18 protein-coding genes and 1 pseudogene are annotated in these 26,039 nt (G+C 70.6%); 8 read left to right on the top strand and 11 right to left on the bottom strand.

The window, feature by feature from the left end; genetic code table 11:
• Nucleotides 1-64: 64 nt before the first annotated feature.
• The 8 genes and pseudogenes from ACZ5VQ_RS29250 to iolC form a co-directional block, all read right to left on the bottom strand.
• Nucleotides 65-982, bottom strand: a complete 918-nt coding sequence (locus tag ACZ5VQ_RS29250; RefSeq protein ID WP_469107481.1) for an ABC transporter permease — start codon at nt 980-982, stop codon at nt 65-67.
• Entirely contained in the window at nt 979-3,615 is a 2,637-nt protein-coding gene (locus ACZ5VQ_RS29245; protein ID WP_469107480.1) for a CocE/NonD family hydrolase, read from the bottom strand. Before ACZ5VQ_RS29245 ends, ACZ5VQ_RS29250 begins: the two co-directional genes overlap by 4 nt.
• 116 nt (nt 3,616-3,731) lie before the next feature.
• A complete protein-coding gene (locus tag ACZ5VQ_RS29240) occupies nt 3,732-5,159 on the bottom strand; it encodes an APC family permease (RefSeq protein ID WP_469107479.1) in 1,428 nt (475 codons plus the stop codon).
• 242 nt (nt 5,160-5,401) lie between these two features.
• The gene (gene mmsA / locus ACZ5VQ_RS29235) at nt 5,402-6,904 is read right to left on the bottom strand and encodes a CoA-acylating methylmalonate-semialdehyde dehydrogenase (protein WP_469107478.1); all 1,503 of its coding nucleotides are present in this window, start codon (nt 6,902-6,904) and stop codon (nt 5,402-5,404) included.
• Between the two features lie 14 nt (nt 6,905-6,918).
• Nucleotides 6,919-8,847 (bottom strand): 3D-(3,5/4)-trihydroxycyclohexane-1,2-dione acylhydrolase (decyclizing), encoded by a 1,929-nt coding sequence (iolD, locus tag ACZ5VQ_RS29230; RefSeq protein WP_469107477.1) that lies wholly within the window; start codon nt 8,845-8,847, stop codon nt 6,919-6,921.
• A gap of 119 nt (nt 8,848-8,966) precedes the next feature.
• A pseudogene (locus ACZ5VQ_RS29225) lies at nt 8,967-9,185 on the bottom strand (5-deoxy-glucuronate isomerase); the annotation flags it as partial.
• Between the two features lie 39 nt (nt 9,186-9,224).
• The gene (locus tag ACZ5VQ_RS29220) at nt 9,225-10,103 is read right to left on the bottom strand and encodes a Cgl0159 family (beta/alpha)8-fold protein (protein WP_469107498.1); all 879 of its coding nucleotides are present in this window, start codon (nt 10,101-10,103) and stop codon (nt 9,225-9,227) included.
• Between the two features lie 95 nt (nt 10,104-10,198).
• Entirely contained in the window at nt 10,199-11,185 is a 987-nt protein-coding gene (gene iolC / locus ACZ5VQ_RS29215; RefSeq protein ID WP_469107476.1) for a 5-dehydro-2-deoxygluconokinase, read from the bottom strand.
• Nucleotides 11,186-11,308: 123 nt separating this feature from the next.
• Here iolC and ACZ5VQ_RS29210 point away from each other — a divergent pair, with 123 nt between their 5' ends.
• Together ACZ5VQ_RS29210 and ACZ5VQ_RS29205 are read left to right on the top strand one after the other, a co-directional pair.
• On the top strand, nt 11,309-12,238 hold the full coding sequence (locus ACZ5VQ_RS29210) for a sugar phosphate isomerase/epimerase family protein (protein ID WP_200398064.1): 930 nt from the start codon (nt 11,309-11,311) through the stop codon (nt 12,236-12,238).
• A 291-nt stretch (nt 12,239-12,529) separates the two neighbouring features.
• Nucleotides 12,530-12,730, top strand: coding sequence for a helix-turn-helix transcriptional regulator (locus ACZ5VQ_RS29205; protein WP_055615575.1), 201 nt, complete (start codon nt 12,530-12,532; stop codon nt 12,728-12,730).
• Nucleotides 12,731-12,829: 99 nt separating this feature from the next.
• On the opposite strand, the gene ACZ5VQ_RS29200 is transcribed toward ACZ5VQ_RS29205, so the two are convergent.
• Nucleotides 12,830-13,873 carry a zinc-dependent alcohol dehydrogenase family protein gene (locus ACZ5VQ_RS29200; protein WP_469107475.1) on the bottom strand — a complete coding sequence of 348 codons (1,044 nt, stop codon included), beginning with the start codon at nt 13,871-13,873 and terminating at the stop codon, nt 12,830-12,832.
• Nucleotides 13,874-14,000: 127 nt separating this feature from the next.
• Between ACZ5VQ_RS29200 and ACZ5VQ_RS29195 the strand changes: the two genes are divergently transcribed.
• The 3 genes from ACZ5VQ_RS29195 (at nt 14,001) to ACZ5VQ_RS29185 (ending at nt 16,830) form a co-directional block, all read left to right on the top strand.
• On the top strand, nt 14,001-14,222 hold the full coding sequence (locus ACZ5VQ_RS29195; RefSeq protein WP_469107474.1) for a hypothetical protein: 222 nt from the start codon (nt 14,001-14,003) through the stop codon (nt 14,220-14,222).
• Nucleotides 14,223-14,294: 72 nt separating this feature from the next.
• Nucleotides 14,295-14,534, top strand: coding sequence for a heavy-metal-associated domain-containing protein (locus tag ACZ5VQ_RS29190; protein ID WP_469107473.1), 240 nt, complete (start codon nt 14,295-14,297; stop codon nt 14,532-14,534).
• A 25-nt stretch (nt 14,535-14,559) separates the two neighbouring features.
• On the top strand, nt 14,560-16,830 hold the full coding sequence (locus tag ACZ5VQ_RS29185) for a heavy metal translocating P-type ATPase (protein ID WP_469107472.1): 2,271 nt from the start codon (nt 14,560-14,562) through the stop codon (nt 16,828-16,830).
• 597 nt (nt 16,831-17,427) lie between these two features.
• Here the strand turns inward: ACZ5VQ_RS29185 and ACZ5VQ_RS29180 are convergent.
• On the bottom strand, nt 17,428-18,717 hold the full coding sequence (locus tag ACZ5VQ_RS29180; protein WP_189837719.1) for a citrate synthase: 1,290 nt from the start codon (nt 18,715-18,717) through the stop codon (nt 17,428-17,430).
• Between the two features lie 243 nt (nt 18,718-18,960).
• Nucleotides 18,961-21,222 carry an SF1B family DNA helicase RecD2 gene (gene recD2, locus ACZ5VQ_RS29175; RefSeq protein ID WP_469107471.1) on the bottom strand — a complete coding sequence of 754 codons (2,262 nt, stop codon included), beginning with the start codon at nt 21,220-21,222 and terminating at the stop codon, nt 18,961-18,963.
• Nucleotides 21,223-21,462: 240 nt separating this feature from the next.
• Here recD2 and ACZ5VQ_RS29170 point away from each other — a divergent pair, with 240 nt between their 5' ends.
• From ACZ5VQ_RS29170 to ACZ5VQ_RS29160, 3 genes are read left to right on the top strand one after another with little or no spacing between them, the layout of a single operon-like run.
• On the top strand, nt 21,463-22,479 hold the full coding sequence (locus ACZ5VQ_RS29170) for a LacI family DNA-binding transcriptional regulator (protein WP_469107470.1): 1,017 nt from the start codon (nt 21,463-21,465) through the stop codon (nt 22,477-22,479).
• The gene (locus tag ACZ5VQ_RS29165) at nt 22,476-24,023 is read left to right on the top strand and encodes a sugar ABC transporter ATP-binding protein (protein WP_469107469.1); all 1,548 of its coding nucleotides are present in this window, start codon (nt 22,476-22,478) and stop codon (nt 24,021-24,023) included. Before ACZ5VQ_RS29170 ends, ACZ5VQ_RS29165 begins: the two co-directional genes overlap by 4 nt.
• Complete coding sequence (locus tag ACZ5VQ_RS29160; RefSeq protein WP_469107468.1) at nt 24,013-25,968, top strand: ABC transporter permease/substrate-binding protein; 1,956 nt, start codon at nt 24,013-24,015, stop codon at nt 25,966-25,968. Before ACZ5VQ_RS29165 ends, ACZ5VQ_RS29160 begins: the two co-directional genes overlap by 11 nt.
• The last annotated feature ends 71 nt before the right edge of the window (nt 25,969-26,039 follow it).

Here is a 26,039-nt window from a genome sequence, read left to right as displayed (position 1 = left end):
GGTGGGAGACCCTCCGGAGACCTGAGGGTGTCCGGAGGGCCCCTGTGACGGCGTCACCGGCCGACTACGACACCACGTCCTTGCGGGCGAACCCGCGGAAGGCCAGGGCGAACAGCACCATCGCGTAGGTGAGCGACAGAGACGTGCCCTGGATCATGTCGCTCCAGTCGAGCTGCGGCTGGACGGCGTCGAGCCAGGCGTACTGCCAGTGCGCGGGCACGAAGTGGCGCCAGTCGCCGAGCGCCGTCACCTCGTCGAGGACGCTGCCGATGATGGTCAGCCCCACCGCTCCGCCGACCGCTCCCAGCGGGGCGTCCGTCCTGGTCGACAGCCAGAACGCCAGGGCCGCGGTGACCAGTTGGGACACGAGGATGTACGCCACGACGATCAGCAGGCGCAGCGCGGCGGTCCCGGTGGGCAGCGTGCCGCCGACGGGGAGCTGCAGCGGCCCCCAGCCGTAGGCCGCCGTACCGACGGCGAGCGCGACGAGTGGCAGCAGCACCAGCGCGGCCAGGCTGAGGCCGAAGGCGACGGCCAGCTTGGACCACAGCAGACGGGCCCGGGGCACCGGCGCCGCGAGCAGGTAGCGCAGCGACGACCAGCTCGCCTCCGAGGCGACCGTGTCCCCGAAGAACAGCGCCACCGGGATGACGAGCAGAAAGCCCGCGGAGGCGAAGAGGTTCACTGCGGCGAAGTTCGCCCCGGACGCGGTCGCGGTGTCCATCAGGTTGACCCGCTGGGCGCCGTTGCCGCCGCCGCCCGGGTCGCCGACCTGGAAGGCGATCAGCAGGATGAAGGGCAGGGCGAACAGCAGCCCGCCCATGACCATCGTGCGGCGCCGCTTCAACTGCCGGACCAGTTCGACCCTCAGGGGCAGCGTGCGGCCCGCGCGGTAACCGTCGGCGACCTCGACGGGCCGGGCGGGGCCGGCCCCCGCACGCTCATCGGCGCGCTCCTCCGCGCGGTCGGCCAGCGTGCTCATGCGGACTCTCCGATCAGGGTGAGGAAGGCGTCTTCGAGACGGCGGTGGGGACCCACGGACCGCACGGGTACGTCCATCCGCACGAGCTCGGCGACCAGGCGCTGTGCGCTTCCGTCCGCGTCGAGCCGGACCAGGAGTCCGTCGTCGGTGCTGACGGCCGAGACCACACCCGGCAGCGCGGCGACCTTCTCGACGACGGGCTCGTCCGTCGGTGTGGCCGTGCCCACCAGCAGCGTGTCGCCCGAGCCGATGATCTCCTGCACCGGGCCCGCCTGGACCAGCTTCCCGTGGTCCATGACCACGAGGTGGGTGCAGGACTGCTCGACCTCCGCGAGGAGGTGGCTGGAGACGATCACCGTGCGTCCGGCCGCCGCGTAGCGGATCATGACCTCGCGCATCTCGCGGATCTGTGGCGGGTCGAGGCCGTTGGTCGGTTCGTCGAGGATGAGCAGGTCCGGCAGGCCGAGCATGGCCTGAGCGATGGCGAGGCGCTGGCGCATGCCCTGGGAGTAGGTCCGTACCGCGCGGGACAGTGCGTCGCCGAGCCCGGCGATCTTCAGCGCCTCGTCCAGGTGCGCGTCCTCAGGCGGGCGGCCCGTCGCCCGCCAGTACAGTTCGAGGTTCTCGCGGCCGGAAAGGTGCGGCAGGAAACCCGCTCCCTCGACGAAAGCCCCGACGCGCGACAGGACCGGTGCGCCCGGCCGGATCACATGGCCGAAGACACGGATCTCTCCGGCGTCCGGCTTGATCAGGCCCATCAGCATGCGCAGCGTCGTGGTCTTGCCCGCGCCGTTCGGCCCCAGCAGGCCCAGGACCTGGCCCTTCTCCACGCGGAAGGTGAGGTCCCGCACGGCGTAGCGGTCCGCCGACTTGGCGTACCGCTTGCTCAAGTCCGTGATCTGGAGCGGGACTTCGGCCTGTGCCGGGTCCGGGGCGGGTGTCGCCGTGCGGCGCCGTCCGGTGAGCAGCAGGGCCAGCGCGAGCCCGGCACCGGCGAGCGGCAGCCACCACACCCACGCGGGCAGCGCTGCCGCGGCGGTGTCCCCGCCGAGCGGCGCGGGCACGGTCAGGCCGCTCTCCTGGGAGACGGTGTACGTCGCCGGGGCCGTCGGTGAGGCGTAGCCGAGGTCGGTCGAGGCGAGGACCAGGCGCAGCCGGTGGCCGTCGTCCACTTCGTGGTCGATCGCCGGCAGGGTGATCCGTACGTCCTTGCCGGCCTTGGCGCCCTCCACCCGGACGGGCTCGACCAGTTGCGAGGGCAGCACCGGCTGGGCGCCGCCCGGTCCGACGTCGTAGAGCTTCGCGAAGAGCACCGCGTCCTCGCTCGTCGACTTCACGTGGACCGTGACCGTCGGCGAGCCGGTGATCTGCAGATCCTCCCGCAGGGGCGCCGACTCGAACGAGGCGAACTGGCCGGGGAAGTCGAGGGACACCCCGACCCCGAGCGAGGACAGCTGGGACAGGCCACCGCCGCCGAGGCCGGGCAGGGCCGAGATGGCGGGCGGACTGGAGCCCGCCGGGTTGTCGAAACGCTGCTCGCGACCGGTCAGGGCGATCGAGCGCCCCCCGCTCGTCAGGCCGGGGTAGCTGTCCTCGGTCGCGCTGCCCAGCCGGGGCTCTCCGTCGCCGGAGCCCAGGCCGAGGGTCCGGGTGACCCGGAAGGCGGGGCCGGTGTCGACGCCCTTCTCGTCCTTCAGATAGCGGTCGAACCACGCCCCGGTACGGGCCTGGACCCGGCTCGCCTCCATGTCGCCGCCGTCGTGCCCGCCCGAGATCCAGTCGACGTCCACGGGGGCGCCGTTGGCGCGGATCGCCTTCGCCGCGGTGTCGGCCTGGCCGAGCGGGAAGAGCGAGTCGGTCTGGCCCTGCATGAGGAGCGTGGGGACCTTGATGCGGTCGCCGACGGCGACGGGGCTGCGTTCCTGAAGGAGCTTCGTCGCCGCCGCGTCCGGCGTGCCGGACTCCGCGACCCGGTTGTACATCTCGCACAGCTGCTTCTCGAACTTGTCGCAGCCGCCGCCGGTGTTGATGAAGATGCCGGCCCAGAGCTTCTTGAAGACGCCGTTCGGGAACAGCGCGTCCGCGAGGTTCCAGTACGTGATCGCCGGGGCGATGGCGTCCACCCGGTCGTCGTACCCGGCCGTGAGCAGGGAGACCGCGCCGCCGTAGGACGCGCCCGCCATGCCCACGCGCGGGTCACCGTTCTTGTCGAGCTCGACCTCGGGGCGCTCGGCCAGCCAGTCGATGAGCTTGGAGGCGTCGGCGACCTCGCCCTTGGGGTCGTTCAGCCCGATCTTCCCGTTGGATCCGCCGAAGCCGCGGGCCGACCAGGTCAGGACCGCGTACCCGTCGCGTGCGAGGTCCTCCGCCTGGGTGCGCAGGTCCTTCTTGCTGCCGCCGAAGCCGTGCGCGAGGAGGACGGCGGGCCGGCGTCCGGAGGCGTCGCCGGTGAAGTACGACGTGTCGATTCTCACCCCGTCGCCCGTACTGATGAGCTGGTCGGTGCGGCGTACGGCGGGTGCCCCGTCGGAGGCGACGGCGTTCCACGTGCCGGCGCCGGCGAGCACCACGACGACGGCCGCGGCGGCGATCCACCGTCGAGGCCGCCGCAGTGCGGGCAGTCGAAGATCCATGCGTCAACAGTACGGGCCGTACCTGTCGGCCCCAGACAGCTTCCAGGCTGAACCCCCACCCCTCCCACGGGAGTACGGGACCCCCGCGGGGTACCGCAGGCGCGGTACGCGGGAGTTCAGGCCTGCCCGTCCTCCGGCACCGTCACCAGCCAGCGGCTCTCCCTGCGCGGGCGCAGATAGAAGGCCCAGTACAGGGTCGCGGCCGCGGTGATGCCGCCCGTCCACAGGAGGTGGCTCGTCTCCTGCTGGGTGAGCACGTACGCGAGGACCGCGATCAGGAGGACCGGCAGCGCGGGCCAGAGTGGCATTCGCCACGCGGGCGCGTGCGCGTGGGGGCCGCGGCGGGCGAGCAGGGCGGCGACCGCGACCAGGAGGTACATGCCCGTCACCGAGACGCCCGTGATGCCGTACAGGGTGTCCAGGTCGACGAAGCACAGGACCGCGCCGGGCACGCCCACCAGGAGCGTGGCGACCCACGGGGAGCCGAACCGGCCGAGCTTCGACAGGACGTTGTTGACGGGCTCGGGCCAGGCCCGGTCGCGGGCGGAGGCGAACAGCACGCGGGAGTTCTGGATGACCATGACGATGCCCGCGTTGATGATGGCGAGGGCCACACAGAGGCTCACGAAGGTGCCGACCGCGGAGTTGGACCAGGCGGCGACCATGCCGCTGATGTCACCGCCGGTGAGCGCGGCCAGGTCCGGGGCGGCCAGGGTGATCGCGATCACGGGTACGAGGATGATCACCGCGGAGATGGCGAGGGTGGCCAGGACCGTACGGGCCACGTTGCGGCGCGGGTTCTCCAGTTCCTCGGAGAGGTAGACGGCGGTCGAGAAGCCCTGGGTGACGAAGAGGGCGATGGCGAGCCCGGAGACGACCAGCATCGCGGTGACGGTGTCCGTGTGCCCGCCCTGCCCGGCCACCTCCATCGACACCAGGCTGCCCGCGCCGCGCTGGCTGTGCGCGAAGCCCAGGACGGCCACGACGGCCGCCGCGACGACTTCGAGGACCAGGAAGACGCCGGTGATCCAGGCGTTGGCCCGCAGGTCGAGCAGGCCCGCGAGGGTGGCGAGGAGCATCACGCCCGCACCCGCCATGGACGGGTTCAGATGCACGACCGGCGCCAGGTAGTCCGCCGTGCCCATGGCGATCACCGGCGGCACGATCATGACGACGAGCAGCGACAGCACGAAGACCAGCCAGCCCGCGAGCCGTCCGGCCAGCGTCGACACCATGGCGTACTCGCCGCCCGCGCTGGGGATGAGGGTGCCCAGCTCGGAGTAGCAGAACGCCACGGCGATACAGAGCAGCGAGCCGACGGCGATGGTCAGCGCGGTCGCCGTGCCGAGGGTCGAGAACAGGTCGGGCACGACCACGAAGAGCGTGGAGGCAGGCGTCACGCACGAGATCGTGAGCAGCGTGCCGCCGACGACGCCGATGGAGCGCTTGAGTTTCCGGGGGCCGTCCGGCGCGGGGACGTCCGGCGCCTCGGCGGCGGAGGCGGCGGAGGCGGCGGGCTGGACGGGGCGGAGCGTGTCGGTCATACGCGGCGGTTCCGATCGACTCGTACAGCGGATTGCGGAGCATCGAACCCCGACGAAAACCATCACGTCAATGGTTCCTCGGCCACGAAATCCGTAGCCCGAAGGCGACTTCACTGCCGTATACGGCATCGATCCGCAAGCCACCGCTCGTCCGGCGCCCGTGCGGGAACCGCAGCGCGGGCGTCAAAAAAACGTCAGGCCGTCCGGAGTCCGGACGGCCTGACGCGGGTGGGCGAGGGTGCTCAGTGGTTGCGCGGGAAGCCGAGGTCGACGCCCGTCGGGGCCTCCGACGGGTCCGGCCAGCGGGTCGTGACGACCTTGCCGCGGGTGTAGAAGTGGGTGCCGTCGTTGCCGTAGATGTGGTGGTCCCCGAAGAGGGAGTCCTTCCAGCCGCCGAAGGAGTGGTAGCCCACCGGCACCGGGATCGGCACGTTCACGCCGACCATGCCCGCCTCGATCTCCAGCTGGAAGCGGCGGGCCGCGCCGCCGTCCCGGGTGAAGATCGCGGTGCCGTTGCCGAACGGCGAGCTGTTGATGAGGGCCACGCCCTCCTCGTAGGTGTCCACGCGCAGCACGCACAGCACCGGGCCGAAGATCTCGTCCCTGTACGCGTCCGAACTCGTCGGCACCTTGTCGAGCAGCGAGAGCCCGATCCAGTGGCCGTCCTCATGTCCCTCGACCGTGTAGCCCGTGCCGTCCAGGACGACCTCGGAGCCCTGGGCGGCCGCGCCCGTCACGTACGAGGCGACCTTGTCGCGGTGGGCCGCCGTGATCAGCGGGCCCATCTCGGAGGCCGGGTCGTTGCCGGGACCGATCTTGATCTTCTCGGCGCGCTCGCGGATCTTCTCCACCAGCTCGTCGCCGATGGCGCCGACGGCGACGACGGCCGAGATGGCCATGCAGCGCTCGCCCGCCGAGCCGTACGCCGCGCTCACCGCGGCGTCGGCGGCCGCGTCCAGGTCCGCGTCCGGGAGGACCAGCATGTGGTTCTTGGCACCGCCGAGGGCCTGGACGCGCTTGCCGTTGGCGGAGGCGGTGGTGTGGATGTAGCGGGCGATCGGGGTCGAGCCGACGAAGGAGACCGCCTTGACGTCCGGGTGCTCCAGGAGACGGTCGACGGCCACCTTGTCGCCGTGCACGACGTTCAGCACGCCGTCCGGCAACCCCGCCTGCGCGAACAGCTCCGCGAGCCTGACGGACGCCGACGGGTCCTTCTCGCTGGGCTTGAGCACGAAGGTGTTGCCGCACGCGATGGCCAGCGGGAACATCCACATCGGCACCATCGCCGGGAAGTTGAACGGCGTGATGCCCGCCACCACACCCAGCGGCTGGCGGATCGAGGCGACATCGACCCGGGAGGCCACCTCGGTCGACAGCTCCCCCTTGAGCTGCACGGTGATCCCGCACGCCAGGTCCACGATCTCCAGACCGCGCGCGACCTCGCCGAGCGCGTCGGAGTGGACCTTGCCGTGCTCGGCGGTGATCAGCTCGGCGATCTCGTCACGGTGCGCGTCCAGCAGCGCCCGGAACTTGAAGAGGATCGTGGACCGCTTGGCGAGCGAGGAGGTGCCCCAGGTCGCGTAGGCGTCCTTCGCCGCGGCGATCGCCGCATCCACCTCGTCGACGGTCGCGAAGGCGACCTTGGTGGTCACGGCGCCGGTCGCCGGGTCGGTCACCGGCCCGTACGTGCCCGACGCGCCCTCGACGGGCTTGCCGCCGATCCAGTGGTTGACGATCTTCGTCATGACCGAGTGCTCCTTCACAGATGGCGGCGCCGGGTGGAGACGTGCCGTTCGTACAGCTCACGTGCCTTGACCGCCGACGGTCGGGTCGCGGTCTCGGCCACAGGAACATCCCACCAGGCCTGCGCCGGAGGCGCGCCCGACACTGTGTCTGCCGTTTGGGTCTCCACGTAGACACAAGTGGGAGTGTCGTCGGCCCGAGCCTCGGCGAGGGCGGCCCGCAGGTCGCGGACGGTCTTCGCGCGCAGGACCCGCATGCCCAGGCTGGCCGCGTTGGCCGCCAGGTCGACGGGCAGCGGACGCCCCGTGTAGGTGCCGTCCTCGGACCGGTGGCGGTAGGCGGTCGCGAACCGCTCGCCGCCGACCGACTCGGAGAGGCCGCCGATGGACGCGTACCCGTGGTTCTGCAGGATCACGACCTTGATCGCGATGCCCTCCTGGACGGCGGTGACGATCTCCGTCGGCATCATCAGGTACGTGCCGTCGCCGACCAGCGCCCAGACGGGACGGTCGGGCGCCGCGAGCCGTACACCGATGGCCGCCGGGATCTCGTAGCCCATGCAGGAGTAGCCGTACTCGACGTGGTACTGGTCGCGGGAGCGGGCGCGCCAGAGTTTGTGCAGGTCGCCGGGGAGGGAGCCGGCCGCGTTGATGAGGATGTCGTCGCCGGTGACGATCTCGTCGAGCAGGCCGAGGACCTGCGGCTGGGTGGGCCGGATGTCCGGGTCTTCCGCCTCGTACGCCGCGTCGACGCGGTACTCCCAGCGCTCCTTGTCGTCCGTGTACTCGGTGACGTACGCCGGTTCGGCGCGGTGGCCGTGCAGCGCGAGCGCCTCCGTGAGGGACTCCAGGGCCGTGCGGGCGTCCGCGATCAGCGGCTGTCCGGAGAGCTTGTGGCCGTCGAAGGACGCGATGTTGACGTTCAGGAAGCGGACGCCCTGGGCGGCGAAGAGGGTGCCGGAGGCGGTGGTGAAGTCGGTGTAGCGGGTGCCGACGCCGATCACCAGGTCGGCGGTGCGGGCGAGTTCGCAGGCGGTCGCCGTGCCGGTGTGCCCGACGCCGCCGACGTCCGCCGGGTGGTCCCAGGTCAGCGAGCCCTTGCCGGCCTGCGTGGAGGCGACCGGGATACGGGTGAGGTCGGCGAACTCCTTGAGCGCGTCCTCGGCCTCGCTGTGGTGGACCCCGCCGCCCGCGACGACCAGGGGGCGCCGGGCGTCCCGGATCGCCCTGACGGCGGCGGCCAGTTCCTCCGGGTCGGCGACCGGGCGGCGGACCGTCCAGACCCGCTCGGCGAAGAACTCCTCGGGCCAGTCGAAGGCCTCCGCCTGCACGTCCTGGGGCAGCGCGAGCGTGACGGCACCCGTGTCGACCGGGTCGGTGAGCACCCGCATCGCCTGGAGGGCGGCCGGGATCAGGGCCTCGGGGCGGGTGATCCGGTCGAAGTACTTCGACACCGGGCGCAGACAGTCGTTGACCGACACATCACCCGCGTACGGGACTTCGAGCTGCTGGAGGACGGGGTCGGCGGGGCGGGTCGCGAAGACGTCGCCGGGCAGCAGGAGCACCGGCAGGTGGTTGATCGTGGCGAGGGCGGCGCCGGTGACGAGGTTGGTGGCGCCGGGGCCGATGGAGGTCGTGACCGCCTGGACGGAGAGGCGGTTGGACTGACGCGCGTAGCCGACGGCCGCGTGGACCATGGACTGTTCGTTGCGGCCCTGGTGATAAGGCATGACGGAGGGCCCGGGGGGTGTCCCCCCGGAGGACACGGTGCCGTACTCCAGGAGCGCCTGCCCGAGCCCGGCGACGTTGCCGTGCCCGAAGATGCCCCAGGTGGAGTCGACCAGGCGGCGTCGCACGCCGTCGCGTTCCGTGTACTGGGCGGCGAGGAACCGCACCAGTGCCTGCGCGACCGTCAGCCTTGTCGTCGTTGACGTCGGCTCTGTCATCGGTAGCCCTCTGCGCTTTCTTCGTGTCCCGGGTGGAAGCAGATCCGCCACGTCATACGTCCGAACGGGCCTTACGTCTCTATGGCCCGTCCGCCAATCCGTCTCCGTGCACACCCGATGACGGAGACCTCCGGCGCGGAGCCGTAGCGGGCGGGGAGTCGTCGCTCGCACTTCGCTCCTGCCAGGGCGAAGCGGCTTCCCGCGCCGGAGGCGATCAGGACCCGGGCGTCACGGGGGGCATGCGCGAAGTCGGTGACTCCGGCGAACACGCCCTCCCCGCCCAGGAGTTCAAACACTTTGTCCTCTTTATTCCCCTCTGTACGCACAGTACAACCGCCACCGGGAAGGTGCGCCTCGTCGGTCATGGCGGCTTCCCCTCACAGCAGTCCGACGGCGGTGTCGACCGCGGCCCCGACATCGCCGTCGGCCGGGTAGAGCAGCGAGCGGCCCACCACCAGTCCCTGGACGGTGGGCAGTTGGAGGGCGCCGCGCCATTTCTCGTACGCGCCCTCCTGGTCGGCGCCGACCTCTCCGCCGAGCAGGACGGCCGGGAGGGTGGAGGTCTCCATGACGCGGGCCATGTCGTCCGGGTTCTCCGTGACGGGGACCTTCAGCCAGGTGTACGCCGAACTGCCGCCCAGGCCGCTCGCGACGGCGATGGACCGGGTGACGGCGTCGGCGCCCAGGTCGTTGCGGAGGGTGCCGGTGGTGGGGTCGCGGCGGCTGAGGAACGGCTCGACGAACACGGGCAGCCGGCGCTCGGCCATGTCGTCCACGGCACGGGCCGTCGACTCCAGGGTGGTGAGCGAGCCCGGGTCGTCGTAGTCGATCCGCAGCAGCAGCTTGCCCGCGTCGAAGCGGAGCCGCTCGATGTCCCGCGGGCGGTGTCCGGTGAACCGGTCGTCCAACTCCCAGGCCGCGCCCGCGAGTCCGCCCCGGTTCATCGAGCCCATGACCACCTTGTGGTCCAGCGCGCCGAGCAGCAGCAAGTCGTCGAGTATGTCGGCGGTCGCGAGCACGCCGTCGACCCCCGGGCGGGAGAGGGCGAGGCAGAGCCGTTCGAGCAGGTCGATCCGGTTGGCCATGGCGAACTTGCGGTCGCCCACGGAGAGGGCTCCCCGGGCGGGGTGGTCGGCGGCGACGATCATCAGCCGCCCGGACTCGCCGAGAAGCGGCCGCCGGGGCCGCCGAGCGGCGGCTTCCTCGACGGCCTCGGGGCGCTGGGCCCGGATCCGGACGAGTTCCGAGACGTCGATGCGCGTCGGGGGGCTGCCCGTCGGGGCGCCACCCGCGGAGGCGTACGCCCCTGTGGCATCCCCTTCGCGCCGGCCGGCCCCCGCGTATCCCGCTTTCACAGCACCGCCCCCGCCTTCAGGGCCTGTTCGACTTCCGCCGGGGTCGGCATGGCGGAGGAGCATTCCAGGCGGGACGCGACGATGGCACCGGCGGCGTTGGCGTGCCGCATGATCCGCTCCAGGTCCCAGCCGGCGAGGAGGCCGTGACAGAGGGAGCCGCCGAACGCGTCGCCCGCGCCGAGGCCGTTGAGGACCGTCACCGGGAGGGGCGGGACCTCGGCCGACTCGCCCTTCCGGTTGACGGCGAGGACGCCCTTGGGGCCCTGCTTGACCACGGCCAGCTCCACACCCGCGTCAAGGAGGGCACGGGCGGCCGCGTGGGGCTCGCGCACACCCGTGGCGACCTCCACCTCGTCGAGGTTGCCGACGGCGACCGTGGTGTGGCGCAGGGCTTCGGCATAGAAGGACCGGGCGGCCTCCGGGTCGCTCCAGGCTGTGTCTTTCCAAAACGCGGGCCGCCAGTCCAGATCGAAGACCGTCGTCCCGGACTTGGCGCGATGAGCGAGGGCCGCGAGCGTCGCCGTGCGGCTGGGCTCCTCGCTCAGCCCCGTACCCGTGACCCAGAAGATCCGGGTGTCGCGGATGGCGTCCAGGTCCAGTTCGTGGGCGTCGATCTCCAGGTCGGGCGCCTTGGGCAGCCGGTAGAAGTACAGCGGGAAGTCGTCCGGCGGGAACACCTCGCAGAAGGTGACCGGCGTCGGCAGCCCGGGGACGGGTGTCACCCAGCGGTCGTCGACCCCGAAGTCCCGCAGCGCCTCGTGCAGATACGCCCCGAAGGGATCGTCACCGGTCCGCGTCACCACGGCCGTACGCCGCCCGAGCCGAGCCGCCGCGACCGCCACGTTGGTCGCCGAACCGCCGAGGAACTTCCCGAAGGAGGTCACCTGCGGGAGCGGCACCCCGGTCTGCAGCGGATAGAGGTCCACGCCGATCCGCCCCATGGTGATGAGGTCGTACGCACTGGACTCCGCGGACTCGGCCATCGAGTTCCCTTCGTATCGGTTGACCCAAGGTCTAGCGGCGCTCACAGAGCCCTGTCAATTGGTTGTCCGGACATTCGGACCAGGCCTTGACACCTCTCCCCGGCGGACCTGAAGCTGACGCTCATGACGTCGCTGTCACCTCAGTCATCGCCGCAGTCCTCACTGTCGCGCATCCGGATCGGCTCGGCCCCCGACTCCTGGGGCGTGTGGTTCCCCGACGACCCCCAACAGGTCCCCTGGCAGCGGTTCCTCGACGAGGTCGCCGAGTCCGGGTACGAGTGGATCGAGCTGGGCCCGTACGGCTATCTGCCGAGCGAGCCGGCCGTCCTCGCGGACGAGACCGCGCGCCGCAACCTGCGGGTGTCGGCCGGCACGGTCTTCACCGGGCTGCACCGCGGCCCGGACGTGTGGGACGCCACGTGGGCCCATGTCTCGGACATCGCCGCGCTCACCCAGGCGATGGGCGCCGAGCACCTGGTCGTCATCCCGTCCTTCTGGCGGGACGACAAGACCGGCGAGGTACTGGAGCCCGACACACTCACCCCCGAGCAGTGGCGCCACCTCACCACGCAGACCGAGCGGCTGGGGCACGAGGTGCGCGAGCGGTACGGGCTGAAAATCGTCGTCCACCCGCACGCGGACACGCACATCGACAGCGAGGAGAACGTGGCGCGTTTCCTCGACGGCACGGACTCGTCGCTGGTGTCGCTGTGCCTGGACACCGGTCACTACGCCTACTGCGGCGGCGACAGCGTCAAGCTCATCGAGACGTACGGGGAGCGGATCGGGTACCTCCACCTCAAGCAGGTGGATCCCGAGATCCTCGCCGACGTGCGGGCGAACGAGGTTCCGTTCGGGCCGGCCGTGGCGCGTGGCGTGATGTGCGAACCGCCGTCCGGGGTGCCTGCGCTGGAGCCGGTACTGGCTGCCGCGCAGAAGCTGGACGTGGAGTTGTTCGCCATCGTCGAGCAGGACATGTATCCGTGCGAGCCGGACAAGCCGCTGCCCATCGCTCAGCGCACGCGGGCGTTCCTGAGGTCCTGCGGGGCGTGAACCGGCTGCGGGCCGGTGAGGGCTTGTCGCGCCCACGCGGCGGAGCCGCATATGTCACAGCCCCGCGCCGCTGAAGGGGCGCAATGCGTCACCCGTGTCACAAAAGACTCCCCCTTGTCACACATGTCCCGCGTACGCGGGTCTTGCGTCACACCCGGGCGACAGGCGCTATCGGGCGGTCACGCTGTGTCGTTGAGCGGACACAGGCTTTGTGATCGCCAGCGCAGTGCCCGGCTCCCCCGACGGCCGCCCCTCGGCCGCCGCTGTGGCGCGCGCAGGGAGGTGCAACTCATGACCGACCGAAGGCTCTGGTCGTACAAGGAGATCGCGGCGCACATCAAGGTGCAGCCGGACACCGTACGGTCCTACCGCAAGCACGGGCTGCTGCCCCCGCCCGACCACGTGGAGAGCGGCAAGCCCTACTGGTACGCCGACACGGTCCGCGCCTGGGTCGCCTCGCGGCCCGGCAACAGAGGCCGCAGAGACGGCTGATCACCTCCGGCACGACAACCACGACAACCACGACAACAGGTCCCCCGCACGGCAGACGTGCGGGGGGGGCCTCCCATGTCGGCCCGGGAAGCGAGCAGTTCACGCCCACGGCTCGATGATCGTCACGCCCGCCCCCGGCGCCGTCCCCATCGCCGCCAGCGCGGCGGGAGCCGCGTCGAGGGGAATCGTGGACGTCACCAGGAGGTCGGGGCGCAGCGCCCCGGCCCGTACCGACTCCAGCATCGGCGGGTAGGCGTGGGCGGGCATGCCGTGGCTGCCGAGGAGTTCGAGTTCCAGGCCGATCACCCGGGACATCGGCAAGGTCGGGTCCTGGGGCAGCAGGCCGACCTGGACGTGCCGGCCCCGGCGGCGCAGGCTGCCGACCGACGCCGCGCAGGTGGCCGGTGAGCCGAGGGCGTCGAGGGACAGCTGGGCGCCGCCGCCGGTCAGTTCACGGACGGCCTCCGCCGTCTCCTCGGGCCGGGCGTCCCGGGACGCCGCCACGCACTCCGCCGCCCCGAACTGCCGCGCCAGCTCCAGCGCCCGGGGCGAGACGTCGACCGCGACGACCCGGGCACCGGCCGCCGCCGCGATCATCACGGCGGAGAGCCCGACCCCGCCGCAGCCGTACACGGCCACCCACTCCCCCGGTGCCACCCGCCCCTGCGCGACGACCGCGCGGAACGCCGTGGCGAACCGGCAGCCCAGCGAGGCCGCCGTCCCGAAGGACAGCTCGTCCGCGACGGCGACCAAATTCACGTCGGCGTGGTCCAGGGCCACGAACTCGGCGAACGACCCCCAGTGCGTGAACCCCGGCTGGGTCTGCCGCTCGCACACCTGCTGGTCGCCCGCCGCGCAGGAGGGGCAGCTGCCGCAGGCGCAGACGAAGGGCACGGTGACGCGGTCGCCGGGGCGCCGGCCGGTCACCAGGGCGCCCACCGCCTCGACCGTTCCGGCGAGTTCGTGTCCGGGCACGTGCGGCAGCGTGATGCCCGGGTCGTGGCCCTGCCAGCCGTGCCAGTCGCTCCGGCAGAGACCGGTGGCCTCGACGCGCACCACGACGCCGTGCGGCGCGGGGGTCGGATCCGGCACCTCCCGCACCTCGGCCGACTCCCCGTACTGCTCGAACACCACTGCCCGCATGTGTTTTACCCCTCCGCCGTTGGCCGTGGATCACTGTTCCTGATCGAACGCTAGACGCCCCGCGGGGAGCACGGTTTCTACCTGCGGACCGGTGGGGGCTGAGCGCGCCCCCGCGGCGGAGCCGCACATGTCACAGCCCCGCACCCCTAAAGGGACGCATATGCCGGTGACGGACGCGGGGCTGAACACGACACTCTTCGGGCCGGGTTACCTGCCGGCCGTGACGGACCAGCAGAAACATCTCTTCACGCTGTTCCCGGTCGGCGGGATGGTCGCCGTGTCGTTGATGGGCAGCGCCTGGGTGCGATCGCTGGCCCGTCGCGACCCCTCTTGGCGAAATACCCCCTAGGGGTACAGTGTGGATAGTGTGAGGCCCTCGTGGGCCACGCACGCCCCACACGTCTCGACGAGGAGCAACGACATGACCGCCCAGACCGACACCCCGGGCTCCCTCACCACCGTCTACCAGGTGAGCGGGATGAGCTGCGGACACTGCGAAGGCTCGGTGTCGAGCGAGATCGCCGAGATCGCCGGTGTCACCTCGGTGAAGGCCGTCGCCTCCACCGGCGAGGTGACCGTGGTCTCCGCCGCCCCGCTCGACGAGGAGGCCGTGCGCGCCGCCGTCGACGAGGCCGGCTTCGAGCTCGTCGGCAAGGCCTGACACCGGCGGAACCCGGAGCACGGAGATGACCAGCACCACCGCAACCACTCCGATAGGCGCGACCGCCGAGGTCGAGCTGACGATCGGCGGAATGACCTGCGCCTCCTGCGCGACCCGCGTCGAGAAGAAGCTCAACCGCATGGACGGGGTCACCGCCACGGTGAACTACGCGACGGAGAGGGCGAAGGTCTCGTACGCGCAGGGGGTGCTGGTCACCGATCTGATCGCCACGGTGGTGAAGACGGGGTACACGGCCGAGGAGCCTCCCCCGCCGAGGATCGAGCCGCCCGCGGCCGACGCCGGGCGGTCCGCCCAGGATCCCGAACTGGCCGCGCTGCGCGAGCGTCTCACCGTCTCCGTCCTCCTCTCGATCCCCGTCGTCCTGCTGTCGATGGTCCCGGCGCTGCGGTTCGACAACTGGCAGTGGCTCGCGCTCACCCTCGCCGCGCCCGTCGTCGTGTGGGGCGGACTGCCGTTCCACCGGGCGGCGTTCACGAACGCCCGGCACGGCGCGGCCACCATGGACACCCTCATCTCGATCGGCACGCTGGCCGCGTTCGGCTGGTCCCTGTGGGCGCTGTTCCTCGGCGACGCGGGGATGGAGGGCATGCGGGACGAGGGTTTCTCGCTCACCGTCTCCCGCACGGAGGGCTCGTCGGCCATCTATCTCGAAGTCGCCGCCGGAGTCGTCGCCCTCATCCTCCTCGGCCGTTATCTGGAGGCCCGCTCCAAGCGCCGCGCGGGTGCCGCCCTGCGGGCCCTCATGGAGCTGGGCTCGAAGGACGTCTCGGTCGTACGGGACGGCCGTGAGGTCCGCATTCCGGTGGCCGCTCTGGCCGTGGGCGACCGTTTCGTCGTACGGCCCGGGGAGAAGGTCGCCACGGACGGCACGGTCGTCGAGGGTTCCTCGGCGGTCGACGCGTCCATGCTGACCGGCGAGTCGGTGCCGGTGGACGTGACGGCGGGTTCGGCCGTCACGGGCGCGACCGTGAACGCGGGCGGGCGGCTCGTCGTCGAGGCGACCCGGGTCGGCGCGGACACCCAGCTCGCGCGGATGGCACGGCTCGTGGAGGACGCGCAGAACGGCAAGGCCCAGGTGCAGCGCCTCGCCGACCGGATCTCCGGCGTCTTCGTACCCGTCGTGCTGCTGATCGCGGTCGGCACGTTCGGGGGCTGGCTCGGCGTCACCGGCGACACGGCCGCCGCGTTCACCGCGGCCGTCGCGGTGCTGATCATCGCCTGCCCGTGCGCGCTGGGCCTCGCCACCCCGACCGCGCTCATGGTCGGCACGGGCCGCGGCGCCCAGCTCGGCATCCTCATCAAGGGCCCCGAGGTCCTGGAGTCCACCCGCCGCGTCGACACGGTCGTCCTGGACAAGACCGGCACGGTCACCACCGGCCGCATGACCCTCCAGGAGGTGTACGCGGTCGACGGCACCGACGAGGAGCGCGTACTGCGGCTCGCGGGGGCCCTGGAGCACGCCTCCGAGCACCCGGTGGCCCGGGCGGTCGCCGCGGGCGCCGAGGCCCGTACAGGCCCTCTGGCGGCCGTGGGCGGCTTCGAGAACCTGGCCGGGCTCGGTGTGCGCGGCACGGTCGAGGGCCACGAGGTCCTCGTCGGGCGGGCCCGCCTCCTCGAAGAGGCCGGGATCGCGCTGCCGGAGGAGCTGGTCGCGTTCAGGACGCGGGCCGAGGAGGACGGGCGTACCGCGGTGGCCGTCGCCTGGGACGGGGCGGCACGCGGTGTCGTCACCGTCGCCGACGCGGTCAAGGAGACCAGCGCGGAGGCGGTACGCGCCCTGCGCGCCCTGGGCCTGCGGCCGGTGCTGCTGACCGGGGACAACCGGACCGTCGCCGAGTCCGTGGCCCGCGCGGTCGGCATCGACGCCGCCGACGTGATCGCCGAGGTGCTGCCGCGGGACAAGGTCGACGTGATCGAGCGGCTGCGCGGCGAGGGACGGACGGTGGCGATGGTCGGCGACGGCGTCAACGACGCGGCCGCGCTGGCCACCGCCGATCTGGGTCTCGCCATGGGCACCGGGACGGACGCGGCGATCGAGGCGAGTGACCTGACACTCGTACGGGGGGATCTGCGGGTGGCCGCGGACGCCATCCGGCTGTCGCGGAAGACCCTCTCCACGATCAGGGGAAACCTCGTCTGGGCCTTCGGCTACAACGTTGCGGCGCTGCCGCTGGCCGCGGCCGGACTGCTGAACCCGATGATCGCGGGCGCGGCCATGGCCTTCTCCTCGGTGTTCGTGGTGACGAACAGCCTGCGGCTCAGGGCATTTTCATGACGAAGAGGCAAGAGTCCCCCTAGAGTCCGGCACACGCCTTCACATAAGCTCTTCACAAGGCTCGCGCATCATCCTTACGCTTGGGTTCCGGTAGCGATATCGGAGCGCTTGCGCATCTTCAGGACATACGCAAGAGACGCAGATCACAGTGATGTGAACGTAACCATCGAAGGGGTTCGTGAGTCTAGATTGGCGATGTCAGAGACGTCTTGGGGGGCGTATCTGACATCTGGGGACGTCTTGGGGGACGTTCTCGGAATTGCGTTGCCGGGGCACGTACAGCGGGGAGCTTTGAGCGGCCCTCCCGTACGTACGGGTCCCGGCAGACCGCAGCTCACCGGTCCAACCAGTTTTGCTCGTTTTGCTCGCAGCGACTCAGGCGCTGCCTTCAGACGCCCGGCCGGATCCCGTGGGGGGAATCCGCACCGGGACATGGGAAGGCGCCCCGATCTACGGCCCGTGGGGGGACCGTAGCGGGGCGCCTTCTGTTATTCCGTACGACTTGTGCGACCGAAGGGGCGTCCCCGGCCGGGGACGCCCCTTCAAGGTGCGGGGGGCCGGGCGACCGGCCCCGCGACCCGCAGACGAACGAACTGCCTAGCGCTCTTCGACAGGAACGAAGTCCCGCTCGACCACACCCGTGTAGATCTGGCGCGGGCGGCCGATGCGCGAACCCGGCTCCTTGATCATCTCGTGCCACTGGGCGATCCAGCCCGGGAGGCGGCCGAGGGCGAACAGGACGGTGAACATCTCGGTCGGGAAGCCCATGGCCCGGTAGATCAGGCCGGTGTAGAAGTCCACGTTCGGGTAGAGGTTGCGCGAGACGAAGTAGTCGTCGGAGAGCGCGTGCTCCTCCAGCTTGAGCGCGATGTCCAGCAGCTCGTCGGACTTGCCGAGGGCCGAGAGGACGTCGTGCGCGGCAGCCTTGATGATCTTGGCGCGCGGGTCGAAGGACTTGTACACCCGGTGGCCGAAGCCCATCAGGCGGACGCCGTCCTCCTTGTTCTTCACCTTGCGGATGAAGGAGTCGACGTCGCCGCCGTTGGCCTTGATGCCTTCCAGCATCTCCAGGACCGACTGGTTGGCGCCGCCGTGCAGCGGGCCCCAGAGGGCGCTGATGCCGGCGGAGATCGAGGCGAACATGTTCGCCTGCGACGAGCCCACCAGACGGACGGTGGAGGTCGAACAGTTCTGCTCGTGGTCCGCGTGCAGGATGAGCAGCTTGTCGAGCGCGGAGACGACGACCGGGTCCAGGTCGTACTCCTGGGCGGGGACCGAGAAGGTCATGCGCAGGAAGTTCTCGACGTACCCGAGGTCGTTGCGCGGGTAGACGAAGGGGTGACCGATGGACTTCTTGTACGCGTACGCCGCGATCGTCGGAAGCTTGGCGAGAAGGCGGATCGTCGAGAGGTGACGCTGCTTCTCGTCGAACGGGTTGTGGCTGTCCTGGTAGAACGTCGACAGCGCGCTGACCACGGAGGACAGCATCGCCATCGGGTGGGCGTCGCGCGGGAAGCCCTGGTAGAAGCGCTTGACGTCCTCGTGCAGCAGGGTGTGCTGCGTGATCTCGTTCTTGAAGACGGAGAGCTCGTCGACCGTGGGCAGCTCGCCGTTGATCAGCAGGGAGGCCACCTCAAGGAAGGTGGAACGCTCGGCCAGCTGCTCGATCGGGTAGCCGCGGTAGCGGAGGATGCCCTGCTCACCGTCGAGGTAGGTGATGGCGGATTTATAGGCGGCGGTGTTTCCATATCCGCTGTCCAGCGTCACCAGACCGGTCTGGGCGCGGAGCTTCCCGATGTCGAAGCCCTTGTCGCCGACGGTGCTGTCGATCACCGGGTAGGTGTACTCGCCGTCGCCGTACCGCAGTACTACAGAGTTGTCGCTCACGTCATCCCTCACCGACGTTGTGCCTCTTCTTCGAGGTGCCCTGACTGTCTCTACCATCCCCCATTTGGCGCAGGAGAGTGCACTCGGGGTCGACCATTGGGCCTATTGGCGGCACTCAGTGCCGCCAACCTGTTCATCCTGCCCGGTTCCCCCTTCTTCCGAAAGTGCCGTGTGACGTTTCCGACTCGTTTGATCGATCATTTTTTGGCCGCGGGTCGGGCGGGGCCGGGCCGACGGATGAGGTCAGTCCGGGAGGCGGGCTCCGGAGAGGCGGTGGTCCAGGGCCGTGCAGCGGCGGCCGGCGGAGACCGTGCGGACCGCCTGGCCGAGGGCCTTGCGGGAGCCGACGAGGACCACGAGCTGCTTGGCCCGGGTGACGGCCGTATACAGAAGGTTGCGCTGGAGCATCATCCAGGCGCCCGTGGTGACGGGGATGACGACGGCGGGGTACTCACTGCCCTGGGAGCGGTGGATCGTCACCGCGTACGCGTGGGCCAGCTCGTCGAGTTCGTCGAACTCGTACGGGACCTCCTCGTCCTCGTCCGTCAGGACCATGAGGCGCTGGTCGTCGAGGTTGAGGGAAGTCACCACCCCCACCGTGCCGTTGAAGACGCCGTTCTCGCCCTTCTCGTAGTTGTTGCGGATCTGGGTGACCTTGTCGCCGACGCGGAAGACGCGGCCGCCGAACCGCTTCTCGGGGAGGTCGGGGCGGGCCGGTGTGATGGCCTGCTGGAGCAGGCCGTTGAGCGTGCCGGCGCCCGCGGGGCCGCGGTGCATGGGGGCCAGGACCTGGACGTCACGGCGGGGGTCCAGGCCGAACTTGGCCGGAATGCGCCGCGCGGCCACATCCACCGTCAGGCGCCCCGCCTCCTCCGTGTCGTCCTCGACGAAGAGGAAGAAGTCCTTGAGCTTGTCCGTGACCGGCTGCTGCCCCGCATTGATCCGGTGGGCGTTCGTCACCACGCCTGACTGCTGGGCCTGCCGGAACACCCGGGTGAGACGGACCGCCGGGACCGGGCCGCGCTCGGCGAGCAGATCCCGCAGCACCTCTCCCGCCCCCACACTCGGAAGCTGGTCGACATCCCCGACGAACAGGAGATGCGCCCCCGGAGGCACGGCCTTCACCAGCTTGTTGGCGAGGAGGAGGTCCAGCATCGACGCCTCGTCCACGACCACCAGGTCCGCGTCCAGCGGGCGGTCCTTGTCGTACGCCGCGTCGCCGCCCGGCCTCAACTCCAGGAGCCGGTGCACGGTGGAGGCGTCCGCGCCGGTCAGCTCGGCAAGTCGCTTGGCCGCACGCCCTGTCGGCGCGGCCAGCACGACCTTCGCCTTCTTCGCCCTGGCCAGCTCCACGATCGAACGGACCGTGAAGGACTTGCCGCAGCCGGGCCCGCCCGTGAGGACCGCGACCTTCTGGGTGAGGGCGAGCCGGACCGCCTGCTCCTGCTCGGGGGCCAGCTCCACCCCCGTACGGTCCTTGAGCCAGGCCAGAGCCTTGTCCCAGGCCACGTTCCCGAAGCCCGGCATGCGGTCCTCGTCCGTACGCAGGAGACGCAACAGCTGGGCCGAGAGGGACAGTTCGGCCCGGTGGAAGGGGACCAGGTAGATGGCGGTGACCGGATCGCCGCCGTCCAGGCCGGGCACGCGCTCCCGCACGACACCCGCCTCCTCACCGTCCTCGCCCGGTGCCGCCAGCTCGGCGAGGCACTCGATGACCAGGCCCGTGTCCACCTGGAGCAGTTTCACCGCGTCCGCGATCAGCTGCTCCTCCGGGAGGAAGCAGTGGCCCTGGTCGGTGGACTGTGAAAGGGCGTACTGAAGACCGGCCTTGACGCGCTCCGGGCTGTCGTGCGGGATGCCCACGGACTGGGCGATCTTGTCGGCGGTGAGGAAGCCGATGCCCCAGACGTCCGACGCGAGGCGGTACGGCTGGTTCTTCACGACCGAGATCGACGCGTCGCCGTACTTCTTGTAGATGCGGACCGCGATCGACGTCGACACCTCGACGGTCTGGAGGAAGAGCATGACCTCCTTGATCGCCTTCTGCTCCTCCCAGGCCTCGGCGATCTTCCTGGTCCGCTTGGGACCGAGCCCGGGCACCTCGATGAGCCGCTTCGGCTCCTCCTCGATGATCTGGAGCGTGTCCAGGCCGAAGTGCCGCGTGATGCGGTCGGCGAAGATCGGGCCGATGCCCTTCACCAGGCCGGAGCCCAGATAGCGGCGAATGCCCTGGACCGTGGCCGGGAGGACCGTCGTGTAGTTCTCCACCGTGAACTGCTTGCCGTACTGCGAGTGGGAGCCCCAACGTCCCTCCATCCGCAGCGACTCCCCCACCTGGGCACCGAGCAACGCGCCGACGACCGTGAGGAGATCACCGCCGCCTCGGCCGGTGTCGACCCGGGCGACCGTGTAGCCGTTCTCCTCATTGGCGTACGTGATCCTCTCCAGCACGCCCTCCAGAACCGCCAGGTTCCGCTCCCCGTTCCCCGCCCCTTGCTTGGACATGATCCGACGCTACCGCCCACCTCTGACAGAGGGACGAAGTCCGCGGCATCTCCGAGGTCCATGTGCAGCCGCGGCCCGGTGGGGGCCGGTCGCGCCGATCCCCACGCCCACACGACACCCCCACCCACCCCACGCCCCTTCATCACGATCCGGTCTCAGGGGCTTGTTAACTTCCATGTAATCGATTCCAATCCTCCCTGTAGGCGCATGTAATCGATTCCACAAGGAGGTGGAGCGTCGATGGCGAGCATCAAGGACGTCGCCGCCGAGGCAGGCGTATCCGTCGCCACGGTCTCGCGCGTCCTGAACGACCACCCCTCGGTCAGCCCGGCGGCACGCGCCCAGGTGCTGGCCGCGGTCGAGACGCTGGGCTACCGCCCGAACGCCGTCGCCCGCTCCCTGCGCACCGACCAGACCCGCACCCTCGGCCTGGTCATCAGTGACGTGCTCAACCCGTACTTCACCGAACTGGCCCGCTCCGTCGAGGAGGAGGCCCGCGCCCTCGGCTACAGCGTGATCATCGGAAACGCCGACGAGCGGCCCGAGTTGCAGGACCACCACGTCCGTACGCTCCTCGACCGCCGTATCGACGGCCTCCTGGTCTCCCCCACGGACGGCGGCTCCCCGCTGATGCTGGACGCCGCGCGCGCGGGGACCCCGATGGTCTTCGTGGACCGCTGGATCCCGGGCATGGACGTGCCCGTCGTCCGGGCGGACGGACGGCAGGCCGTGCGCGATCTCGTCGCCCACCTGCACGCCCTCGGCCACCGCAGGCTCGCCATCATCGCGGGCCCGGCGGCCACCACCACCGGCAGCGAGCGCGTCGACGCCTTCCGGGAGGCCCTCCAGGAGTACGGGCTCCCGCTGCCCGACGCCTACATAGGGCAGGGCGACTTCCAGGCGGCCAGCGGTCGCCGGGTCACCGAGGAGTTCCTCGACCTCCCCGAACCGCCCGAGGTCGTCTTCGCGGCCGACAACCTGATGGCACTGGGCGCCCTGGACGCCATCCGCGCGCGCGGGATGCGGGTTCCCGACGACATCGCGCTCGCGGCGTTCGACGACATCGCCTGGTTCGTGCACACCGATCCGCCGATCACGGCGATCGCCCAGCCCACCCCCGAGCTGGGCCGCGCCGCCGTACGCGCCCTCGTCGACCGCATCGAGGGCCGGCCCCCGCAGTCCGTCACCCTCCCCGCCCGTCTCGTCGTCCGCCGCTCGTGCGGCGAGCCCCTGTCCCCGCAAAGGAGCAACACGTGAGCAGTCCCGACGAGTTGCTGCGTATCGAAGGCATACGCAAGACCTTCCCCGGTGTGGTCGCACTCGACAGCGTCGACTTCGATCTGCGCCGCGGCGAGGTCCACGTGCTGCTCGGTGAGAACGGCGCCGGCAAGAGCACGCTCATCAAGATGCTGTCCGGCGCCTACCGGCCCGACGCCGGGAAGATCGTGGTCGACGGCAAGAAGGTCCGTATCCATGGTGCGCAGGACGCCGAGCGCCTCGGGATCGCGACCATCTACCAGGAGTTCAACCTGGTCCCCGATCTGACGGTCGCCGAGAACATCTTCCTGGGCCGCCAGCCGCGTCGCTTCGGGATGATCGACCGCAAGACGATGGAGGCCGACGCCGCCAAGCTGCTTGAGCGGGTCGGCGTGAACGTGTCCCCCCGCGCGCGGGTGCGTGAACTCGGTATCGCGCGTCTCCAGATGGTCGAGATCGCCAAGGCGCTGAGCCTGGACGCACGCGTCCTGATCATGGACGAGCCGACCGCGGTGCTCACCTCCGGAGAGGTCGAGAAACTCTTCCGGATCGTGCGGCAACTGCGCGAGGACGGCGTCGGCGTCGTCTTCATCACGCACCATCTGGAGGAGATCGCCGCCCTGGGAGACCGGGTCACGGTCCTCCGGGACGGCCGGAGCATCGGCCAGGTGCCCGCGTCCACGCCCGAGGACGAGCTCGTACGCCTCATGGTGGGCCGCTCCATCGAGCTGCAGTACCCGCGCGAACGGGCCGACACCGGGACCGCGTTGCTGACCGTGGAGGGGCTCACCCGGGACGGTGTCTTCCACGACGTGAGTTTCGAGGTGCGGGCCGGTGAGGTCGTCGGCATCGCGGGGCTCGTCGGCGCGGGGCGTACCGAGGTCGTACGGGCCGTCTTCGGGGCGGATCCGTACGACAAGGGGTCGGTGGCCGTGGCCGGCACCCGGCTGCCGCGCCACGACGTGGGCGCGGCGATGACCGCCGGGATCGGGCTCGTCCCCGAGGACCGCAAGGGCCAGGGCCTCCTGCTCGACGCCTCCGTCGAGGAGAACCTCGGGCTCGTCACGCTCCGGGCGGCGACCCGCGGCGGGCTCGTCGATCTCAAGGGGCAGCGGACGGCAGCCGCGAGGATCGCCGAGCAGCTCGGCGTACGGATGGCCGGGCTCGGCCAGCATGTGCGCACGCTCTCCGGTGGCAACCAGCAGAAGGTCGTCATCGGCAAGTGGCTGCTCGCCGACACCAAGGTGCTGATCCTCGACGAGCCGACGCGCGGTATCGACGTCGGCGCCAAGGTCGAGATCTACCAGCTGATCAACGAACTCACCGCAGCCGGCCATGCCGTCCTGATGATCTCCAGTGATCTGCCCGAGGTGCTCGGTATGAGCGACCGGGTGCTGGTGATGGCCCAGGGCCGGATCGCCGGCGAACTCTCCGCCGACGAGGCGACCCAGGACTCCGTGATGGCACTCGCCGTCAGCACACCCATCGCACCACCCACTACTACTGACTCCGTTACCGCTGTGGAGGGCTCCCGTGGCCACTGACACGCTCAAGAGCACACCGGGCGCGAGTGGCGCCTCGGGCGGCCTGCGCCGGCTCCTGCTCGACAACGGCGCGCTCACCGCGCTGATCATTCTCGTCATCGCGATGTCGGCCCTGTCGGGCGACTTCCTGACGACGGACAACCTGCTGAACATCGGCGTCCAGGCGGCCGTGACCGCCATCCTCGCCTTCGGTGTGACCTTCGTGATCGTCTCGGCGGGCATCGACCTGTCGGTCGGTTCGGTCGCCGCCCTGTCCGCCACCGTCCTTGCCTGGACGGCGACTTCGGAGGGCGTACCGGTCTGGATCGCGGTGATCCTCGCGATCGCCACCGGCATAGCCTGCGGTCTGGTCAACGGTGTGCTGATCTCGTACGGGAAGCTGCCGCCGTTCATCGCGACGCTCGCCATGCTGTCGGTGGGCCGCGGTCTCTCCCTGGTGATCTCGCAGGGCAGCCCGATCGCGTTCCCGGAGTCGGTCTCGCACCTCGGTGACACGCTCGGCGGCTGGCTGCCGGTGCCGGTCCTCGTGATGATCGTCATGGGGCTCATCACCGCGCTGATCCTGGGGCGTACGTACATCGGGCGTTCCATGTACGCGATCGGCGGCAACGAGGAGGCGGCCCGTCTCTCCGGTCTGCGGGTGAAGAGGCAGAAGCTCGTCATCTACGCGCTGTCCGGTCTGTTCGCGGCCGCCGCGGGCATCGTGCTGGCCTCGCGGCTCTCCTCCGCGCAGCCGCAGGCCGCGCAGGGCTACGAGCTGGACGCGATCGCCGCGGTCGTCATCGGCGGTGCCTCGCTCGCGGGCGGTACGGGCAAGGCGTCCGGGACGCTGATCGGCGCGCTGATCCTGGCGGTGCTGCGCAACGGCCTCAACCTCCTTTCCGTGTCGGCGTTCTGGCAGCAGGTCGTCATCGGTGTGGTCATCGCGCTGGCGGTGCTCCTCGACACCGTGCGGCGCAAGGCCGGGGCGACTCCGGTCACGGCCGGTGCCGGGGGCTCGTCGGGTCTCAAGGGGCCACAGGCCATCAAGTACGGGCTCGCCGTGGTTCTCGTGGCGGCGATCGTGGGCGGGCTGTCCCTGTTCAACAACGGCTCGTCCTCGGCGAACCCGAAGGTCGGCCTGTCCCTCTCCACCCTGAACAACCCCTTCTTCGTACAGATCAAGGAGGGTGCGCAGGCGGAGGCGAAGAAGCTCGGTGCCGATCTGACCGTCACGGACGCGCAGAACGACGCCTCGCAGCAGGCCAACCAGCTGCAGAACTTCACCAGCGAGGGCGTCGACTCGATCATCGTCAACCCGGTGGACTCGGACGCGGCGGGCCCGTCCGTGCGCTCCGCGAACAAGGCCGACATCCCCGTCGTCGGCGTCGACCGTGGCGTCAACAAGGCGGAGACGGCCGCGCTCGTGGCCTCCGACAACGTCGAGGGCGGCAAGCTGGGCGCCAAGGCGCTCGCCGAGAAGCTGGGCGGCAAGGGCAAGATCGTGATCCTTCAGGGTCTGGCCGGTACGTCCGCGAGCCGTGAGCGCGGCGCGGGCTTCGCGGAGGGCCTCAAGGCCTACCCGGGCATCGACGTGGTGGCCAAGCAGCCGGCCGACTTCGACCGCACCAAGGGCCTCGACGTGATGACGAACCTGCTCCAGGCCCACCCGGACGTCCAGGGCGTCTTCGCCGAGAACGACGAGATGGCGCTCGGCGCGGTCAAGGCACTCGGCTCCAAGGCCGGAAAGTCCGTCCAGGTCATCGGCTTCGACGGCACGCCCGACGGTCTGAAGGCTGTCAAGGAGGGCACGATGTACGCCTCCGTGGCACAGCAGCCGAAGGAACTCGGCAGGATCGCGGTGGAGAACGCGCTGCGGGCGGCCGACGACAAGGAGGTCGAGAAGACGGTGAAGGTTCCGGTGAAGGTGGTCACGGCGAAGAACGTGGACGAGTTCACCGGCTGACCCCGACCGATGTCGAGGGGCGGGTGCACGGCTGCTGCCGTCCACCCGCCCTCAACTCACCCCCACAGGGA

Source organism: Streptomyces sp. NPDC033178, from assembly GCF_055577685.1.
Note: the sequence above shows the minus strand (reverse complement) of the source record. Positions and strands in the feature narration are given on the sequence as shown.

Excerpts from the sequence above, each read along its gene's own strand:
- ACZ5VQ_RS29250 (WP_469107481.1), bottom strand. The coding sequence starts at position 982 with ATGAGCACGCTGGCCGACCGCGCGGAGGAGCGCGCCGATGAGCGTGCG.
- ACZ5VQ_RS29245 (WP_469107480.1), bottom strand. The coding sequence starts at position 3,615 with ATGGATCTTCGACTGCCCGCACTGCGGCGGCCTCGACGGTGGATCGCC.
- ACZ5VQ_RS29240 (WP_469107479.1), bottom strand. The coding sequence starts at position 5,159 with ATGACCGACACGCTCCGCCCCGTCCAGCCCGCCGCCTCCGCCGCCTCC.
- mmsA (WP_469107478.1), bottom strand. The coding sequence starts at position 6,904 with ATGACGAAGATCGTCAACCACTGGATCGGCGGCAAGCCCGTCGAGGGC.
- iolD (WP_469107477.1), bottom strand. The coding sequence starts at position 8,847 with ATGACAGAGCCGACGTCAACGACGACAAGGCTGACGGTCGCGCAGGCA.
- iolC (WP_469107476.1), bottom strand. The coding sequence starts at position 11,185 with ATGGCCGAGTCCGCGGAGTCCAGTGCGTACGACCTCATCACCATGGGG.
- ACZ5VQ_RS29210 (WP_200398064.1), top strand. The coding sequence starts at position 11,309 with ATGACGTCGCTGTCACCTCAGTCATCGCCGCAGTCCTCACTGTCGCGC.
- ACZ5VQ_RS29205 (WP_055615575.1), top strand. The coding sequence starts at position 12,530 with ATGACCGACCGAAGGCTCTGGTCGTACAAGGAGATCGCGGCGCACATC.
- ACZ5VQ_RS29200 (WP_469107475.1), bottom strand. The coding sequence starts at position 13,873 with ATGCGGGCAGTGGTGTTCGAGCAGTACGGGGAGTCGGCCGAGGTGCGG.
- ACZ5VQ_RS29195 (WP_469107474.1), top strand. The coding sequence starts at position 14,001 with ATGTCACAGCCCCGCACCCCTAAAGGGACGCATATGCCGGTGACGGAC.
- ACZ5VQ_RS29190 (WP_469107473.1), top strand. The coding sequence starts at position 14,295 with ATGACCGCCCAGACCGACACCCCGGGCTCCCTCACCACCGTCTACCAG.
- ACZ5VQ_RS29185 (WP_469107472.1), top strand. The coding sequence starts at position 14,560 with ATGACCAGCACCACCGCAACCACTCCGATAGGCGCGACCGCCGAGGTC.
- recD2 (WP_469107471.1), bottom strand. The coding sequence starts at position 21,222 with ATGTCCAAGCAAGGGGCGGGGAACGGGGAGCGGAACCTGGCGGTTCTG.
- ACZ5VQ_RS29170 (WP_469107470.1), top strand. The coding sequence starts at position 21,463 with ATGGCGAGCATCAAGGACGTCGCCGCCGAGGCAGGCGTATCCGTCGCC.